16 protein-coding genes are annotated in these 14,730 nt (G+C 57.8%); 3 read left to right on the forward strand and 13 right to left on the reverse strand.

The genetic code is table 11. From position 1 onward, the window contains the following. Nucleotides 1-8: 8 nt before the first annotated feature. The 12 genes from ACP15N_RS03515 to ACP15N_RS03570 all read right to left on the reverse strand — a co-directional run bounded on the left by ACP15N_RS03515 (nt 9) and on the right by ACP15N_RS03570 (nt 8,930). A complete protein-coding gene (locus ACP15N_RS03515; RefSeq protein WP_425090828.1) occupies nt 9-230 on the reverse strand; it encodes a hypothetical protein in 222 nt (73 codons plus the stop codon). Next, complete coding sequence (locus ACP15N_RS03520) at nt 230-439, reverse strand: hypothetical protein (RefSeq protein WP_425090829.1); 210 nt, start codon at nt 437-439, stop codon at nt 230-232. Before ACP15N_RS03520 ends, ACP15N_RS03515 begins: the two co-directional genes overlap by 1 nt. Nucleotides 440-442: 3 nt before the next feature. Next, nucleotides 443-745, reverse strand: coding sequence for a hypothetical protein (locus tag ACP15N_RS03525; protein ID WP_425090830.1), 303 nt, complete (start codon nt 743-745; stop codon nt 443-445). Between the two features lie 477 nt (nt 746-1,222). Beyond that, the gene (locus ACP15N_RS03530) at nt 1,223-1,906 is read right to left on the reverse strand and encodes a recombinase family protein (protein WP_425090831.1); all 684 of its coding nucleotides are present in this window, start codon (nt 1,904-1,906) and stop codon (nt 1,223-1,225) included. A 745-nt stretch (nt 1,907-2,651) separates the two neighbouring features. Further along, nucleotides 2,652-6,125, reverse strand: a complete 3,474-nt coding sequence (locus ACP15N_RS03535) for a hypothetical protein (protein WP_425090832.1) — start codon at nt 6,123-6,125, stop codon at nt 2,652-2,654. A gap of 187 nt (nt 6,126-6,312) precedes the next feature. Continuing rightward, nucleotides 6,313-6,657 carry a hypothetical protein gene (locus ACP15N_RS03540; protein WP_425090833.1) on the reverse strand — a complete coding sequence of 115 codons (345 nt, stop codon included), beginning with the start codon at nt 6,655-6,657 and terminating at the stop codon, nt 6,313-6,315. After that, the gene (locus ACP15N_RS03545) at nt 6,650-7,048 is read right to left on the reverse strand and encodes a hypothetical protein (RefSeq protein ID WP_425090834.1); all 399 of its coding nucleotides are present in this window, start codon (nt 7,046-7,048) and stop codon (nt 6,650-6,652) included. Before ACP15N_RS03545 ends, ACP15N_RS03540 begins: the two co-directional genes overlap by 8 nt. A gap of 72 nt (nt 7,049-7,120) precedes the next feature. Further along, on the reverse strand, nt 7,121-7,438 hold the full coding sequence (locus tag ACP15N_RS03550; RefSeq protein WP_425090835.1) for a hypothetical protein: 318 nt from the start codon (nt 7,436-7,438) through the stop codon (nt 7,121-7,123). Then, the gene (locus ACP15N_RS03555) at nt 7,435-7,917 is read right to left on the reverse strand and encodes a hypothetical protein (protein WP_425090836.1); all 483 of its coding nucleotides are present in this window, start codon (nt 7,915-7,917) and stop codon (nt 7,435-7,437) included. Before ACP15N_RS03555 ends, ACP15N_RS03550 begins: the two co-directional genes overlap by 4 nt. Then, entirely contained in the window at nt 7,914-8,192 is a 279-nt protein-coding gene (locus ACP15N_RS03560; RefSeq protein WP_425090837.1) for a hypothetical protein, read from the reverse strand. The genes ACP15N_RS03555 and ACP15N_RS03560 overlap by 4 nt, the downstream gene beginning before the upstream one ends. Then, the gene (locus tag ACP15N_RS03565; RefSeq protein ID WP_425090838.1) at nt 8,189-8,722 is read right to left on the reverse strand and encodes a hypothetical protein; all 534 of its coding nucleotides are present in this window, start codon (nt 8,720-8,722) and stop codon (nt 8,189-8,191) included. The genes ACP15N_RS03560 and ACP15N_RS03565 overlap by 4 nt, the downstream gene beginning before the upstream one ends. Nucleotide 8,723: 1 nt before the next feature. Further along, a complete protein-coding gene (locus tag ACP15N_RS03570) occupies nt 8,724-8,930 on the reverse strand; it encodes a hypothetical protein (RefSeq protein ID WP_425090839.1) in 207 nt (68 codons plus the stop codon). Nucleotides 8,931-9,209: 279 nt separating this feature from the next. Between ACP15N_RS03570 and ACP15N_RS03575 the strand changes: the two genes are divergently transcribed. Further along, a complete protein-coding gene (locus tag ACP15N_RS03575; protein ID WP_425090840.1) occupies nt 9,210-10,433 on the forward strand; it encodes a tyrosine-type recombinase/integrase in 1,224 nt (407 codons plus the stop codon). Nucleotides 10,434-10,853: 420 nt separating this feature from the next. Here the strand turns inward: ACP15N_RS03575 and ACP15N_RS03580 are convergent, their stop codons facing one another. Next, nucleotides 10,854-11,471, reverse strand: coding sequence for a response regulator (locus ACP15N_RS03580; protein WP_425090841.1), 618 nt, complete (start codon nt 11,469-11,471; stop codon nt 10,854-10,856). 155 nt (nt 11,472-11,626) lie between these two features. Between ACP15N_RS03580 and ACP15N_RS03585 the strand changes: the two genes are divergently transcribed. Together ACP15N_RS03585 and ACP15N_RS03590 are read left to right on the forward strand one after the other, a co-directional pair. Continuing rightward, the gene (locus ACP15N_RS03585; protein ID WP_425090842.1) at nt 11,627-12,121 is read left to right on the forward strand and encodes a molybdopterin-dependent oxidoreductase; all 495 of its coding nucleotides are present in this window, start codon (nt 11,627-11,629) and stop codon (nt 12,119-12,121) included. 10 nt (nt 12,122-12,131) lie between these two features. After that, nucleotides 12,132-14,720 carry an ATP-binding protein gene (locus tag ACP15N_RS03590; protein ID WP_425090843.1) on the forward strand — a complete coding sequence of 863 codons (2,589 nt, stop codon included), beginning with the start codon at nt 12,132-12,134 and terminating at the stop codon, nt 14,718-14,720. Nucleotides 14,721-14,730: the final 10 nt, after the last annotated feature.

Consider the following 14,730-nt stretch of genomic DNA (forward strand, 5'->3'; position numbering starts at 1 on the left):
GGACCCTCTTACGTTGTGAAGGTGACGACGTTGCCGGGGTCGCCATCAAAGAAGACTTCGTCAGCGGGATTGCCGTCGAAGAAAACGGGGGTCGGGATGGACGGAGTGTCGGGGTCGAGACCGAATAGGTTCACATGCGCCAAGAAGACCCCGTCATTAGGGATGATGGGCGGAAAGACCTTGGCGGGCGTGCGTACCGCATCGAAGACAGGGGAACGGGAGTAAGCCATCAGCCGAATGTTCCTGAGTTGAACATGCGACTGTTGAAGCCGTTGAACGGGCGTGGTGGTGCTGGCGTTGGCGGCGGAGGTGGGGTTTCGTAGTCAACGCCGAAGACGTTCACATGCGCCAAGAACACACCATCGTTCGGGACGACGGGCGAGAAGACCTTGGCGGGGGTGCGCACGGTCTGGAACACCGGTGAACGCGTGTAGGCCATGGATCAATTGAAGCGGTGGAATTCGCTGGAAAGCTCACCGACTGCGACTTGCACATCGGTGTTGGGTCCTGCGCCGGTCACACGCACAAATGCGGTGCAGCGGGGCAACCACAAAATGTCGCTGTCCGGTGTCGTGTAGCTGATGCCAATTGGCACCTCTTCGGCGAGGCCGTAGTTTACGAAGAACTCGACGGTCGCTCCGTCAAAATCTCCGGACATTCCGAGTAGATACTGCCCTTTGGGCAGTTGGTTCGAAAATGGGCTATCACCGTTGCCGGTGACGGATGCGACGGCTGTGGATGCCATTTGATCTTCCTCTTTGACGTATCGATTTAACCTCTTTGCATCAGGAATGTCGGGGCGTTGGGAACCGGGAGGGTGGTGACGGCCAAGAGGGAAAACCGCCACCATGCCCATTCCCGAAAGTGTCCGGCGCTTGGAGGAAATCGGACACGAGAAGCATACCACAAAACGGTATGGCAACCTAATCGCAACGGGTCATTTTGAAGGACGGCAAAAGCAATTTCGCTTGACCTAACATTTCAGAATTGGCGGCTAAGGCTTCGGGAACTCCCCAGCTAAGTTTTGGCACGTTGGCTAAGTCAAATTCCGAAACGGCTAAGTTGGATTTTCAGGCAGGCTTGGGCTTGGAAATTCGAACTTCTGAACCGATCACAGCTACTGCGCGCCTTGGTGGGGGCACCGGGTATTCCCCATTGGAGCCCCCATGACACAAGATGTAGGTACCATCGTCACAGATCATTGCGCGCTGACGCGCGCTTCTCATTCCAATCGCATTAGCGCGTTGCGCACTCCGGACGCGTACCACGCCCTTCCACCCCCCGGTGTCTGGACGTTCGCAGCGTTCAGTGCATCAGCGATGGCCTGATAGCTCTTGCCCGCTTCACGTAGGGGTACGGCGATATCTGCGATCCTGTGGGCCTTAATATCTGCGATGGTGCGAGCGGCTTGGTTGCGCTTGTTGGTCTTGTCTCTCAGACCACCAAGTGCCTGCCCACGCGTACGTGCTGCCTGTAGTGCGGCCTTCGTTCTGAGACTGATGAACTCGCGCTCCTGTTCTGCGAGGCTGGCGTGTATATGTAGCTGGAATCGATCAGCGAATGGCATTGACGCGACTTTGAAGGTGACGTGCTTGTCGTCCATCAGTGCAGCGATGTGAGCAACCTTCCGGCTCAGTCTGTCGAGCTTGGACACGAGCAAGGTGGCCCCTGTCTTCCGACACATTTCCAAGGCCTCTGACAGGCCCGGACGGCGTTGTGGATCGTCGTACTTTCCGGATTCTGTGTCTTGAAACTCGCCGATGACTTCGCCGTCTGCGTAGTTGTCTAGGAACAAATCAATGTCCCGGCGCTGAGCGTCGAGACCAAGGCCTGATTGCTTCTGTTGTCGCGTCGAGACGCGGAAATACAGAACGAATGGCCCCTTGATCTTGGCTAAATCGGTCATCCCGCGTCCCTCCTACAAGATATCAACGTTCGGTGTGCCCAGTATATCGAATTCGAGGCATGATTCGCAGGGAAATCAACGGTCTACAGAGAAACAGTGTGGTTCCGCTTCGCGAGTTGGGGGAGTTGGTATGCTCGCGTTAGCGAGCCTCAACCTACCATATCTTGTAGTCGTCTGTTCTGGCTCCTGACGTGAGCGACGGCGCGAGTTGTCCCACACTTGAGGCGAATTGGGTGGTCTGGCGTAAGCGATTGCCCTGAAACGGCGTGATTTGCGTAGGCAAATTTTCGGATAGGAAAAATTCTTCTTGACGGTTTCGTTTCGCGCGGCAGCCGTGAGGCGATTTAGCCCGTGTTGTGCTGCTCGCGTGCGGCGTGCCGATTGGTGCCGATTTGGTGCCGATTTGGGGAAATATCGGCACGGGAAAAAACGATTGCGAACCAATGGGTTACGAGAGAAAATCATAAATCGGTGCCGATTGTGCCGATTTTTGGCGGTTTCAGCACCCCTCCGGAAAAACTTTTCTTTTGATGACAGGCGGCGTTGCGTTGAGGGGATTCTCGCAAAAAAAAAATTCTACGCGTGAAGATTAGAAAAAAATCGGCACAATCGGCACAGAGGTACCAAACGGGGTCTACGCGCTTGTTTTACAACGAAAAAAATCCGTGCCGATTTGGGAAAAATCGGCACCAAATCGGCACCAATCGGCACGCGACCGCATCACCGCGCTGACGCGCGCACTCTATTACTTCAAAAACACCTTGTAAGCCTTGGTTCTTTCGTCGCGCTCGAAAGACATGTTCATCAAAGTTCCCCCGATCACGACCTCATAGACGCGTGTGGCAGCGGCCTTGAAGCGCCGCCCCGCCTTGTTTGTGTTTTCGTAGACAGGCGTTCCATTTTCCACGCTGTAACCCCAGCCATCCAAAGCGGGCACGTCCTCCATCGCGTGTAGTATGTCGAAGAGGCCGAACTTGCCTGCCTGCTTATCATCGTCAGACTTCGTGCTCACGTAGACAAAGGCGTCTTCGCCATCCAATACGCGCTTTGAAACGGCATCAGCAACAGCCTGCATCGCACGCCCAAGATCGTCATCGTCGCCGTCAGAAAGGCCAGTAAGCTGGTGCTGATTGCCCAATAGTCCGGGCACGCCACACGCGTCCAGAATACCACCCATGACGCCTGCCCAGTTTTCGAAGCTTGCAAGGTCATAGTCGCCGTATTTCATCTTCTTTTCGACGACCCAAAATTGGATCATCGTCAGGCAGGCGTGCACAAGCGCGGCTCGGTTCTCTTCGGTCCAAGCGCGGATGTTTTTGTGCCGCCAGCCCTGTTCCGGTTTGAACTTCGCAGGCTCGGCAACCTTGCGATCAAGGTCAATCAGTACGCACCGACGCAGGAGTTCGTCACTCATGGTCAGCGTGTTTCCTGCGAACGTGAACACTGACCGGACAGGAGTTTTGACCATCTGCGATTTGCCCAAGACACGTGCCTGATATCCGGACTTCGGGGGCGTCATCGCTGCCGCCAACTCAGCGCTGTCGATCTCATGGTTGATATTCTCAAAGAAGATGATCGTCGGATCGTTCAAAAGAAGCGAACTGACCGTCTTTGCCATTTCATTGGGTTCTTTGGGCATCGGCGTCGCTTCGACCTCTTCACCGGTCGAAATTATCGACGAAACAGCGACAAGGTACGAAGCGCCAGTTCCCGGAACGGGCTTGTTCGTCACATGGCCGGGAACATTGCCATCAATCATTGGTCGGCACATTGGCGACAGGGTCTGCGATAGCAATGTCGCGACGGCTGGGACACCGTCACCAGAAAAGGCCCGTTCCATGATTTCATCACGGCTCAATCCGCCAAGCGGGAAGTCAGCAAAGGCCTCTTCGACAACGTAACGAGCGGCCCCATGGGCTTCCTCATAGGTCGGATGCGCGCTAACGCGCGGTAGCTCCAAGTCACAGTCCAAGTAAATCTGAGAACCTTCGTGGTAGCCGTTCTCCGTCACCAACTCGCCATCCTTTGTGAAGAACGGGGTTTGCACCACTCCGTTCAGGGGCAACAGAACACCTGAAAGGTCGGACTCATAGGTGTCACTGACCAAATCCTTCGGCGGGAAGACTTCGCGGGTGACCTTTGCGCCTATAGGGCCTTCTGTGGACGTGAAGCTACAAATCTTGCGTAGCTCATGCCGCATGGCGTTTTCGCTCAAAGACTTCAAACGTCCGCCACGCACAACAGCGGGTGTTTCCATGTATTCGAACAGAGTAGGTTCGGATGCGTTCGTCGCCGCGATGCGCGCACGGGTGTATTCGGCTTGGACAGTCGCATCCGCCTTTATGTCCATCGATTCAGCGGCTTCGGACGGTGTTGCGCGCTGACGCGCGTCCGCTGCCATCTCCGTCCGAACTTCTTTCACCAAACGGTTCAGGCCGCTTTTCCCAAGTGGGTGCTTCACCACGTCTGCGATCCGCACGACTTCCCGCGCAACCGCGCTCTGATCACCAATCTTGATCAAGGCTTTGAAGTGAGCTTTCAGGTCATCGTCGTTGCTTTCGGTGGTGATATCCGCACCCGCCTGAGCCGCTTCATCCGCGAGAGCTTCTTTTTCATCCGGCGTCAGCCGGAAGAACTTTTCCTCTTCCTGATCGTCTGCAAAGTCGAGCATGTAGGACGGGTCTTCCAAGAGCGCCGGGTCCAAATCACCGGACTCGATCCAAGCTCCCAGATAATCCACCAGATGCCGCCCTTGGCATGAACCGTGAAGGCATTTCACAACCGCGAATTCAGTCTCCGAGTCTTCCGCATTCATAGCGAAAGTTGCCGTGTCATCAGCGCTGTCTGTGTGCCCGTCTGCATAGGGACAAACGACGTGGAACTTGCCCCCGCTGTTGTTCGCCGCGACAGACGTCGCCAAGTCGCAGTGTTCTGTGATGGTCGCCAGTTCCCAACGCTTCGCATATCTGTCGTAAAGCGCACTCACATCCACCGTGACGCCGTCAGGCGTTTCGACCACCACATCGGGGCGGCGATTACGACCCTCTGTGCTCTTCTTTGGTTTCTTCGCCGTAGGGATATCGTCGTAGTCAATCGGCGGCGCACGGTGGATTGCTACGTGGTGCTTAGTGCCTTCCCGATGACGGGCCGCGTAGAAGAAGCGAGAGACGTCCAAGGTCGCGGGGTCGGTTGGCACGCCAACCATTTCGGCAAGACCCATCACCTTCTGACTGTGCACTTCGTGTGCCTCTGCCAAGGTGTTCCCAAGGTCCGCAATCGTCACTGTCGATCTCAGAAGGAAGATCAGACGATACTTGTCGATTGGAAGGTGACGCACGCGAATGAACAAGCCCTCCGCGCTGTGGTGGCGCATCTCTTCGACTTCGATGGACTCGATGATGTGGGGCGCGAGGTTCTTCTTGTCTTTTGCGTAGTTCTTGATTTGTTCCAGCGTCGGTTCGCCGTCACAGTGTGCGTGTTTGACCACTGCGTCGTAGTTGAATTCAGACTCGGTCGTGAGATGGTTGAAGCTCGTGTGCGAGGCGAAGGCAAAGTCAATTTCCCGCGCACGGCTGACAGCCTCTTCGTACGTCAGATGACCGGTGTCACAGTCGAGCCCAATCGCGTCAATTGTGGTGACCGCTTTTGCCCTGCGATGGCCTTGGCAAGCGCCAAGAACATAGCCAGAACCGCCCTTGTGGTCGTCTTCAACATGCCGGGACAAACCCCATTCGGCGCGCACAACTTTTCCGCCGGGGCGGCGCTTCGCGGTGTTTCCTTCAATGGCTTTGAAGACGGGCATGGACTTGGGTGCCCAAGCGTCGTCGCGGGTGTCGTTTCGCTTGTCTTTGCTCTTTACGTTGCCGTACGTGAACGCGGCCTCGCGGTGCATCAGCGCGCGCCATTCCTCACAAGGTGTGCCGCTCAGTTCGCCACTGTTCCACTGGGTCGCGTCGGGGTCAAAAGCCGCGTGCAGGTCTTCGGCAAGCTGGCGTTCGTATTCGGCGTGCCAATCAAACGGATCGTCGGCACCGTCCTCTTCGGCCTGCCAGATCGAAAGAAGTTCCAGCGCTTTTGGAGACGGCATGACGTCCGGGGAGTGCACGCGATCTGTCGCGATCAGTTTGGCGACCGAGTCCTCGGGTGTCAGGTGGAATGAGGATTCATCAACCTCACGGTAGTCAGAGTCCGCCTTTGCGTCTTCTACTTCGGTACTCAATTTTCACCCTCTTTGGCCCAGTAAGGCCGATCCTCTTTTGATGATGTCCAAGCGCGCCCGATACGTGATCTGTTCGCACGGCAGGCATCTCATTTTCGGGAAGCTACATAGCCCACCCGAAAGCATGAGTCAAGTTTAGTGCGTTGTAAACGTTGAGAAAAATGTTAGGTCGAGCGAAATTTCTCTTTCAGAAACCCGCGAAGTCGTAGCCCTTCCAATGGCATATCTGCGCCCCCCGCGCGGCATTGGCGGAGTCACCTCGTGTGAAGGTGGCGATGGAAGCTCGCCCGTTGTCGATCAACCAGAGATGCCAGATTGGCACGTCGCGTTTTGGTATCGTCCCCGCGCGGGCCTGCGCCTCCAAGAACGCCTTCAAATTCGCCGCGAAGTTCGGGGCTTCGCGGTCAAAGATCAGGGTTTCGCCGGTCGCTTCTGATCGAAGAATGTTGCCGTCTTCGATGACGCGGGCCGTGTTGGCGACGATGACCTTTTCAAAGGTGAAGATTTGGCCTGTGGACTGTTCCTTACTCATCGTCTTTCCAGTCTTCGAATGTGAGAAGCACGGGGTGTCCGACGCCATCGTCTCGCCACTGGTCACCATCGATCCACGCGCCGCAGAGTTTGCAGGCCAGTAATGCGAGGCCGTAGCTTCCGATGTGCTGTGCGAGCGCGTGGACGTCGTAGATCGCAGGTTCGCCGCCGTCGCAGATCGTATCGCGGTAGGCCAACAGTCGATCAGAGAGGCTGAAAACCTCTCCAAGTGAATGCGACGCGCCGTGGACGAATGACAGGGCCTCGCAGAGGCCGTGCTTAGCCGCTGTTTCGCTGTCGCGCGGGTGTTCGTTCTTTGGGAGTTCAAAGGCCTCGTGGAGCGCCATGAAGCGTACCGCCTCTTGGTGGCGGGTCGTGGGAATGGGAAGCATGTGTCCGTCTCATTGATTGATCCTTCGTCGGGTAAAGGAAGGTGATGGCCAGAAGGCCGGGCGGTCGGGACCTCAGTCAGATGCGCGGCTGACGCCGCCACATCTCTCACAAGGGCCGTGTTCGATCAGGCTATTCAGCCGGGCCGCAATCTCCAAACCGCGTGGGTCTTTGGTCGGCAAGGGTGGTTCAGTTTCAGCTATGGCAATCGTGTCGGTGTTCCGCGCCAATTTGACCAACCCGGCTGAAAGGCTGTCGCATGTCTCTCCGATGCTGCGAACGACGCCTGCCACCTCGGGACCCCGCGCTTCTTGCAAGCGGGCCTCAAGCTCGTTCAATCGCCTCAAATCAGCTTCAATGACTTGGCGCAGGGCCGCGATGAAATGGCTCATGTCGCACACTTGCAGAGACGCAAGCGCGCCAAGACCGCATCCAAATCCAAGTCGTGCTTGGTCTCTGCTTCGGGCAGGAACCGGTGCAAGCGTTCGGCTCTGCCAGTGTGCACCACCGTCGCCCGGCGAAGTTTCGCGGCCAACTCAGAAAGGCCAAGGGTCTCCGCCAACTCGCCAATCGCGAGGAAGCGGCTTGTGACACGCTCCATCAATTCGCTGACGCTGTCGGCGTCAATTGCAATGTCCGCCAGTACCGCAGCGCGTTCCGCTTGAAGGAAAGCGACACGGTCTTTGACGTCCTGTCGGTTTGCGTTCCGGCTGGCGGTCACCCCGCGACCGGGCGTGGCTTCTGGTTTCACTGGGTTCGGATCAGACAGGCACCACGCTTCAATGGCACTGCGGCGTTCCGGCGACGCCAAAAGCTGCGCGTAGCGTTCCAAACGCGCACGAAGCGGTTTCGATCCGGCTTGATCCGTCACGCTTCGACACCCAGTTTTACGTCCCGCCAAGACCGGCGCGCGCGGGAACGAAGGTAGGTTTCCTGTGCCTCTGAGAAATTCGTAATCGCGCGTTGGAACAACTCCACTACTGCGTCGATTTCCCAACCTTTTTCGGTCGCGCCGTCGCAGGCGTCATTCGGAATTCGGTCCGCCGGGATGTGGGCTACGCCGCAGCACTTCAAAAACTTTGCAACGTCGCCGCGATAGACGCCCAATGTCGCTGCCATGGCATCCAATGAAACGTACAAGCTCATGACGTTTGGCCCCCGTTCTGTTTGCGGAAATGTGCGATCTTCGCCGCCGGAGACATGAAGCGTTCGTCGCGCTGAATCTCTTCATTCAGGATTTCGTGCTTCTTGCGATACGCCGCGATGCGCCGCCCCGGATCGCGGATGGCCGCGATCTGGGCATCGTTAAGCTTGGCGTCGATTTCCGCGCGACCCGTGAGCCCGTTTTCACGCGCGAAGACCAATTTCTCGCGTGGTGTTCCGCCGATCTCTTCCGCTGCGTCCGGGTCACCGGCTTCAAGGCGCTCAACAAGGCGCTGAACGGCTTTCCATTCGACGACGGCAGGTACCTTTTCGAGGTCGCCAATCACCTCATCAAAGTCGAGGTCGTGGTTGCCGTAAACACAGGTCCGGAAAGATACGCTGCCAATGACGTCGTCATCGGACAAATGAACGCCAAGCGACAGGGCGCGCGACTTCACCTCTTCCAACAAGGCCTCGTGGCGCTTGGTCAGATGCGCAGACGACCCGACCATCTTTGTGAACTGGTCCTGCATCTCAGAGCACCGTCACCCAAGCCACGCCATCAGCGCTGACGCGCACAAAGTGCAGCACATCATTCGGTCCAACGTTGTAGATTTCGACCCGGTCGGCAGGCACGCGGGCGTCCGACGTGGTCGCAGGCCGGTTCCACGCGACGTGGAAATCAACGTCAGACACAACGCGAACGCGGATTGGGTTTTCGTCTGTCTGTGCACCGGTCACGGGCCGAACGAATTGTGTGTCAGTTGCAAGGATGGGAACAGTAGTGGAGTCGCCGTAGCGAACAGCGGGATTTGCCATCAGGTCACCTATGTTGAGGGAAGATGTTTGTGGGCAAAGATTGCCCCCAATCAGCCTGAACAGTAGCAGAAACGAATCGAAAGATCAAGGGAACCCCTTCAAAACGGGTCATCTGTCAAGAGTAAATTTCAGAGCGGGGTGCGCCTTAATTTTGTCAGGTGTCGGAGCTAACCTGCGACCAATTGATTCGACGGTGACGACTTGGCAAAGATAGAACCCCTACCCCCCGCAACAAATGGCGAACCGCGTTGGCGCGTAAAGTGGATCGTCGGCTATCACGACAACGGCAAGCCAAAATACAAGTCCCGATCTACGCGGTCTCACCGTGAGGCAGTACAGCTACGCGCGGAAAAGGAACTGGCAGAAGCCCCCAAGCGCCACAACTTCAAGCCACGCTACAAGCAAAGCCCGATGCTGGAAGCAGTAGCGGAAGCCTATCTGGACACTCTCGAAAATCCGCCCATTGGTGAAGACAAACCAGCGCTCTCAACGCGAAAGCAGGCGCATTCGATAATTGCCAACCACGTCGTGATCCCAGAACTGAAACGTGAACGCCTCAAGGATATCGGCCCGGAAGCATTCCGGAAAATCTACCAAAGATGCGAAGCGCTTGGCGTTGGCGCATCCACGCGCAACCATGCGCTTCGGCTGTTGAAGTGCATTCTGAACTTTGGTGTCGTGTCCGGATACATTCCTTTCGCCCCGGACAACCCGATCAAGAACAAGACCACGAAGAAAGAACGCCGCCTCGCAAAGGAAGCGAGCGAGAACAAGTTCTACACACCGAACGAAATCTTCACCATGCTGGCGGCTGCCGATGCTCTGGCAAAGGATGAAAACAAACAAGTCCGCCGGACATGGGCGCGCTATCGTCCGATGGTCTACTTTTTGACCTACACGGGCGCACGCCTCTCGGAGGCACGCGCATTCCGTCGTCAGGATTACCGCCCGACTGAGGGTCGCGTGTACATCATTGAAAGCGCGCCAGAGGGCGACGACGACGATACGTCCACCAAGACGGCAAGCGGACGCCGATGGGTGCCGTTGAACCCCGAATTGGCAGACGTCTTGGAGCCATGGCTTGAAGCTCACGACCGCGAGTTGGTATTCGGAACCAAGACTGACAACTACATTAGCCGGACGACTCTCTATCCGCGACTGTTAGAACCTCTCAAGGACAAGGCCGACGCCTTGGCTGAAGAAGGCAGTCATCCGCGATATGTACACGTCTCGCGAGACCGTACCTTCCATGGGTTCCGCCATCACTTCGCAGCATGGCTGATCAAAGAGGGCGCGAACCTCAAACAGCTTTCGTCCTACATGGGTCACGCCAAAGTGTCGTTCACAATCGAAGTCTACGGCCACCTTTTCGAAGACGACGGACATGAACTTGCGACCAGAATGACGATGCGAAGAAGTGCCTAAACAGCGCTGCAACCGCGCGAAAACGGTGATTGTCAAGGAAAGTAGAGGCACATAAGAGGCACATGAAATCCAGTCAATTTCAGAAATTGTCTGATGCCGATCAGTATCTTAGATGCATGTGACATAACTGCCTGTTAATCAATTGGTCGTAGGTTCGATCCCTACCGCCGGAGCCAAAAATCCCACAACGGCATTAAGATAATCGCGTACCGCGTGTGGGAGTGTGCATGCGCCGCGTTGCAACGCTGTGATGAATTCCCCGGTCGCATCGACGCTGCTTGATGTGCTTGGAACTCCGTCAGTCGCGATCATCCTTCCTTGAACGGACCTCGGATCCGCGACCGGCTTACAGCCTGCCCCTCAGCCGGGTTGCCAGATGGCGCACACGGCGCCGCACCCGGCATGCGCCAACGGGCCTTGTCAGAAGAAGTTCTGTTCCTTTGCCAAGACAGCCGCCTGGGTTCTGTTCGCGACGCTGAGCTTGGACAGCACGTTCTTGACATGGAGCTTCACGGTGACTTCCTGGATGCCAAGCTTCCTTGCAATTTCCTTGTTCGACAATCCGACGCAAAGCTGTTCCAGGGTCTGCCTTTCACGGTGAGACAGCGTGCCGAACACGCCTGTCTGTTCAGCGGCGATGTCCGCCGCACCGAAGTCGAAGGGGAAAAACCGCTCGCCGGAAAGTACGAACCTGATCGCGTTGACGAGCGACACGGCGGTCACGGATTTCGGGATGAACCCGTGCGCGCCGTTCTCCATCGCCGCACTGGCGATCTGTCGGGTCGCAACGCCGGACATCAACACCAGCTTGGTTGCCGGATAGGCCTCTCTGGCGCGCGCCAGCCCGTTCAGCCCGTCCATTCCGGGCATGTTGTAATCCAGGATAAGCAGGTCAAACGCGTCCAGCCCCCGCATGAGGTCGAGCGCAGTGTCCAGATCTGCCGCTGTTTTCACTTTGAAATCATCAACAGTTTCGAGGTAGGCGGCGATGGTGTCGCGCACCAGATCATGGTCGTCGGCAATAAGAATGTTTGGCATGGTGGCAGCTTTCCCGATCTGCGCGCACATACAACCGGAAATTCGGGCCAAAGAGAGGCGAAACTATACCTTCGTATAGGTTCCTATGCGAATGCTCTGCTGATCGCGCGGTTCGGGCACGTTAGACTGCCGTTGTCGGATCAGGAGGACCACACATGGCACGAATTCATCACCTGCGCGCCTTGGCCTGCGCAGTGGCCTTGCTGGTTGGCGCGCAGACCGCCGCTCAGGCTCAGTCCCCGCTCGACTTGCAGGTCACAACGACCGAGACCGGATCCGACACGCTCGCCCTCAGCCTCGCAGATCTGGATGCGATGGACCAGGTGACATTCACGACCACGACCATCTGGACCGATGGCGCGGTGACCTTTTCGGGTGTGCCCCTGAAGGCGGTGCTCGACCGGGCGGGCGCACAAGGCACGCAGGTCGAGATGATTGCCCTGAACGATTACAAGGTGGTGATGCCACTTGCACAGATCGACGACACGGCGCCCATCATCGCCACCCGCATGGACGGTGCGCCGATGTCGGTCCGAGACAAGGGACCCTACTGGGTTGTCTTCCCCTATGACAGGGACCCGATCTATCAGACCGAAACGATTTATTCATTCAGTATCTGGCAACTCAACCAGTTGAAGGTCGTGGATTGACAGCACTGACATGCGTAGTCTCGGCCAAAGCTGGAGGTTGCGCGTGAGGACCGGTTTGAACCGTTACCGACTGTCGGTGCTGGCAGGTCTTTGCCTGCTCATCCTTCTGTTGGCAATCATGGCGACGAACCTGTTGGTGCAACTGCGGGATCTGTCGCGGTCGGCAGAAGACAACATGCAGTGGAGCATCTCGCAGATCGATACCGAGTTTGCCAATCTCGATGCTCTCCTGACCGATCAGCGCGCAAGCGGGCGCTACACCGACGAAGACATACAGCTGCGCGTGGACATCGCGCTGAGCAGGTTGAACATCATCAACTCCGGGCGGGCGGCAGAGATCTTTGCCGAAAGCGCGCAAGCAGCGGACCTGATTGCCCCGCTCAAGACCTTCGCCGATGGCGCGGTCGCCTTGTCTGATGCACCCGGTCCTTTGTCAGGCGCTGCGTTGGAACAGATGCATGACCTCGTCCGCGCTGCACGTCCGCATGTGCGCGAGATTGCCCTGTTGGGTGTAAGCCTGGGCGCGGCGCAATCCGAAGCGCGGCGTGCGGAGTTTGCAAGCCAGTTGGCGCGGACAGGCGGAATCGCGATTGCGCTCTTGATCCTTATGGCGATCCTGATGCTGTTTCTCGACCGGCTCTTGCAGCGCGCGGCCCGTCGCGATGCCGAGTTGTCGGCGTCGTCTCGGCAACTCAGCGCCACCGTGGCCGCATCGCTGGACGCCATTGTCACCGCGGATGATGCAGGCCGGATCGTCGAATTCAATGCCTCCGCCGAACAGGTCTTTGGATGGACACGGGACGAAATTGTCGGTCAGACGATGGAAGAGACGTTCATCCCTCACCGCATGCGGGACGCACACCACAGCGGAATGAGGCGATACTTGGAGACCGGCAAGCCTCGTGTTGCCGATGCCGGCCGGGTCGAACTTGCCGCGCTGCGCAAAAGCGGAGAAGAATTTCCGGTCGAGTTGAACATCACGACCACGCGGGACGGCGATGCCACGCTTTTCATTGCCTATATCCGCGACATCAGTGCCCGCAAGATCAACGAGCAGAAGCTGATCAACGCCCGCGACAGGGCCGAACGGACCGACAGGGCCAAATCGCGATTCCTGGCGGTTATGAGCCACGAGATGCGAACACCGCTGAACGGCGTGCTGGGCGTTCTGGACCTGCTCAAGACCACCGCCCTCGACGACCAGCAGGCGCGCTATACCCGGATCGCGACAGCGTCGAGCGAGGTTCTGTTGCAGCATGTGAACGAGGCCCTCGACATCACGCGGATCGAGACGGGCGAGTTTCAACTGAACCCGCAGGACTTCGGTCTGACAGATCTGATGCAGGGCCTTGTCGACGTGTTCGACCCCCTCGCGCGGGAGAAGAACCTGACCATCCGGCTGGATATCGAACCGGCGATGCGCGGACCTTACTACGGCGATGCCGGGCGCATTCGGCAGGTGTTGACCAATCTGATCGGCAATGCGGTCAAGTTCACCGAGTACGGCGGCATTACCCTGCGCGTGACAGGGATCCACGGGCCGGAAACCTCGTCGCTGCGTTTCGAAGTGGAAGACACCGGCATCGGCATTCCCGCTGATCAGCACGAGCAGGTGTTCGAGGATTTCTTCGCGCTGGCCGCTGGCGCCGGACGCCAGGCCAGAGGTGACGGGCTGGGTCTGTCCATCTCACGACGGATCGCCCGGGCCATGGACGGAGACGTGTCGGTCAAAAGCGCCGAAGGTCGCGGGTCGGTATTTATCCTGACCTTGCCATTGCGGCGCAGGGAGGATGGAGAGACCAAGGGTGCGGAACCTGCCGATGCGCCTGTCGAGGCCTTCAGACCGTGCCGCATTCTGATTGTCGAGGACAACAGCATCAACCGCAGCGTTCTGAGCGACATGCTCAAGGCCATGGGCCACACTGTCCGGGAAGCCGTGCACGGTGCCGATAGCCTCGCCAAGGCCGCGACAGAGCCGTTTGACGTCATCTTCATGGATATCAGCATGCCCGTCATGGACGGGATCGAAGCAACCCGCCGTCTGCGCCGGATGAAAGGGCCGAACGCAGATACGCATATCGTCGGGTTGACGGCGCACGGGCGCGAGGAATACCGGGACAGCGCCATGGCCTCTGGCATGAACCGCTTCCACACCAAGCCCATTCGCCTGAACGCGTTGCGCACCATCATTGCCGAGGTGACATCGGGTCCGGTGTCCAAGCCGGACAGGGCCCATTTTCCAGAAGCCCTCGTAGAAATGATGACCGTGCTTGACCCGGACAAGGTCCGCGACATTGCCGACGCGTTCTTGGCAGAGCTTGCGGCATTCACTGGGGATTTGCGCACAATCCGCGACATGCAGGCTTTGGCCGACGCCGCGCACAAGGCGAAGGGGGCAGCCTCCATGCTCGGGCAGGAAGAGCTGCAAACCGCCCTTGCGACCGTGGAACAACAGGCCCGCGCAGGCACACTAAGGGACCCGGTCAGTTGGGCAGATGCCCTCGATGCCAAAGCCACGTCCGCAAGAGCTGAAATCAACACGGCCCTCGGGCAGGCCGCAGACGGACAAAAGGGACGCGCATACTATCCAATGGTATAGCCTGCCCATT

It is taken from the genome of Tropicimonas sp. S265A (genome assembly GCF_049800835.1).
Taxonomy (GTDB): domain Bacteria; phylum Pseudomonadota; class Alphaproteobacteria; order Rhodobacterales; family Rhodobacteraceae; genus Dinoroseobacter.

Excerpts from the sequence above, each read along its gene's own strand:
- ACP15N_RS03515 (WP_425090828.1), bottom strand. The coding sequence starts at position 230 with ATGGCTTACTCCCGTTCCCCTGTCTTCGATGCGGTACGCACGCCCGCC.
- ACP15N_RS03520 (WP_425090829.1), bottom strand. The coding sequence starts at position 439 with ATGGCCTACACGCGTTCACCGGTGTTCCAGACCGTGCGCACCCCCGCC.
- ACP15N_RS03525 (WP_425090830.1), bottom strand. The coding sequence starts at position 745 with ATGGCATCCACAGCCGTCGCATCCGTCACCGGCAACGGTGATAGCCCA.
- ACP15N_RS03530 (WP_425090831.1), bottom strand. The coding sequence starts at position 1,906 with ATGACCGATTTAGCCAAGATCAAGGGGCCATTCGTTCTGTATTTCCGC.
- ACP15N_RS03540 (WP_425090833.1), bottom strand. The coding sequence starts at position 6,657 with ATGAGTAAGGAACAGTCCACAGGCCAAATCTTCACCTTTGAAAAGGTC.
- ACP15N_RS03545 (WP_425090834.1), bottom strand. The coding sequence starts at position 7,048 with ATGCTTCCCATTCCCACGACCCGCCACCAAGAGGCGGTACGCTTCATG.
- ACP15N_RS03550 (WP_425090835.1), bottom strand. The coding sequence starts at position 7,438 with ATGAGCCATTTCATCGCGGCCCTGCGCCAAGTCATTGAAGCTGATTTG.
- ACP15N_RS03560 (WP_425090837.1), bottom strand. The coding sequence starts at position 8,192 with ATGAGCTTGTACGTTTCATTGGATGCCATGGCAGCGACATTGGGCGTC.
- ACP15N_RS03565 (WP_425090838.1), bottom strand. The coding sequence starts at position 8,722 with ATGCAGGACCAGTTCACAAAGATGGTCGGGTCGTCTGCGCATCTGACC.
- ACP15N_RS03580 (WP_425090841.1), bottom strand. The coding sequence starts at position 11,471 with ATGCCAAACATTCTTATTGCCGACGACCATGATCTGGTGCGCGACACC.
- ACP15N_RS03585 (WP_425090842.1), top strand. The coding sequence starts at position 11,627 with ATGGCACGAATTCATCACCTGCGCGCCTTGGCCTGCGCAGTGGCCTTG.
- ACP15N_RS03590 (WP_425090843.1), top strand. The coding sequence starts at position 12,132 with ATGCGTAGTCTCGGCCAAAGCTGGAGGTTGCGCGTGAGGACCGGTTTG.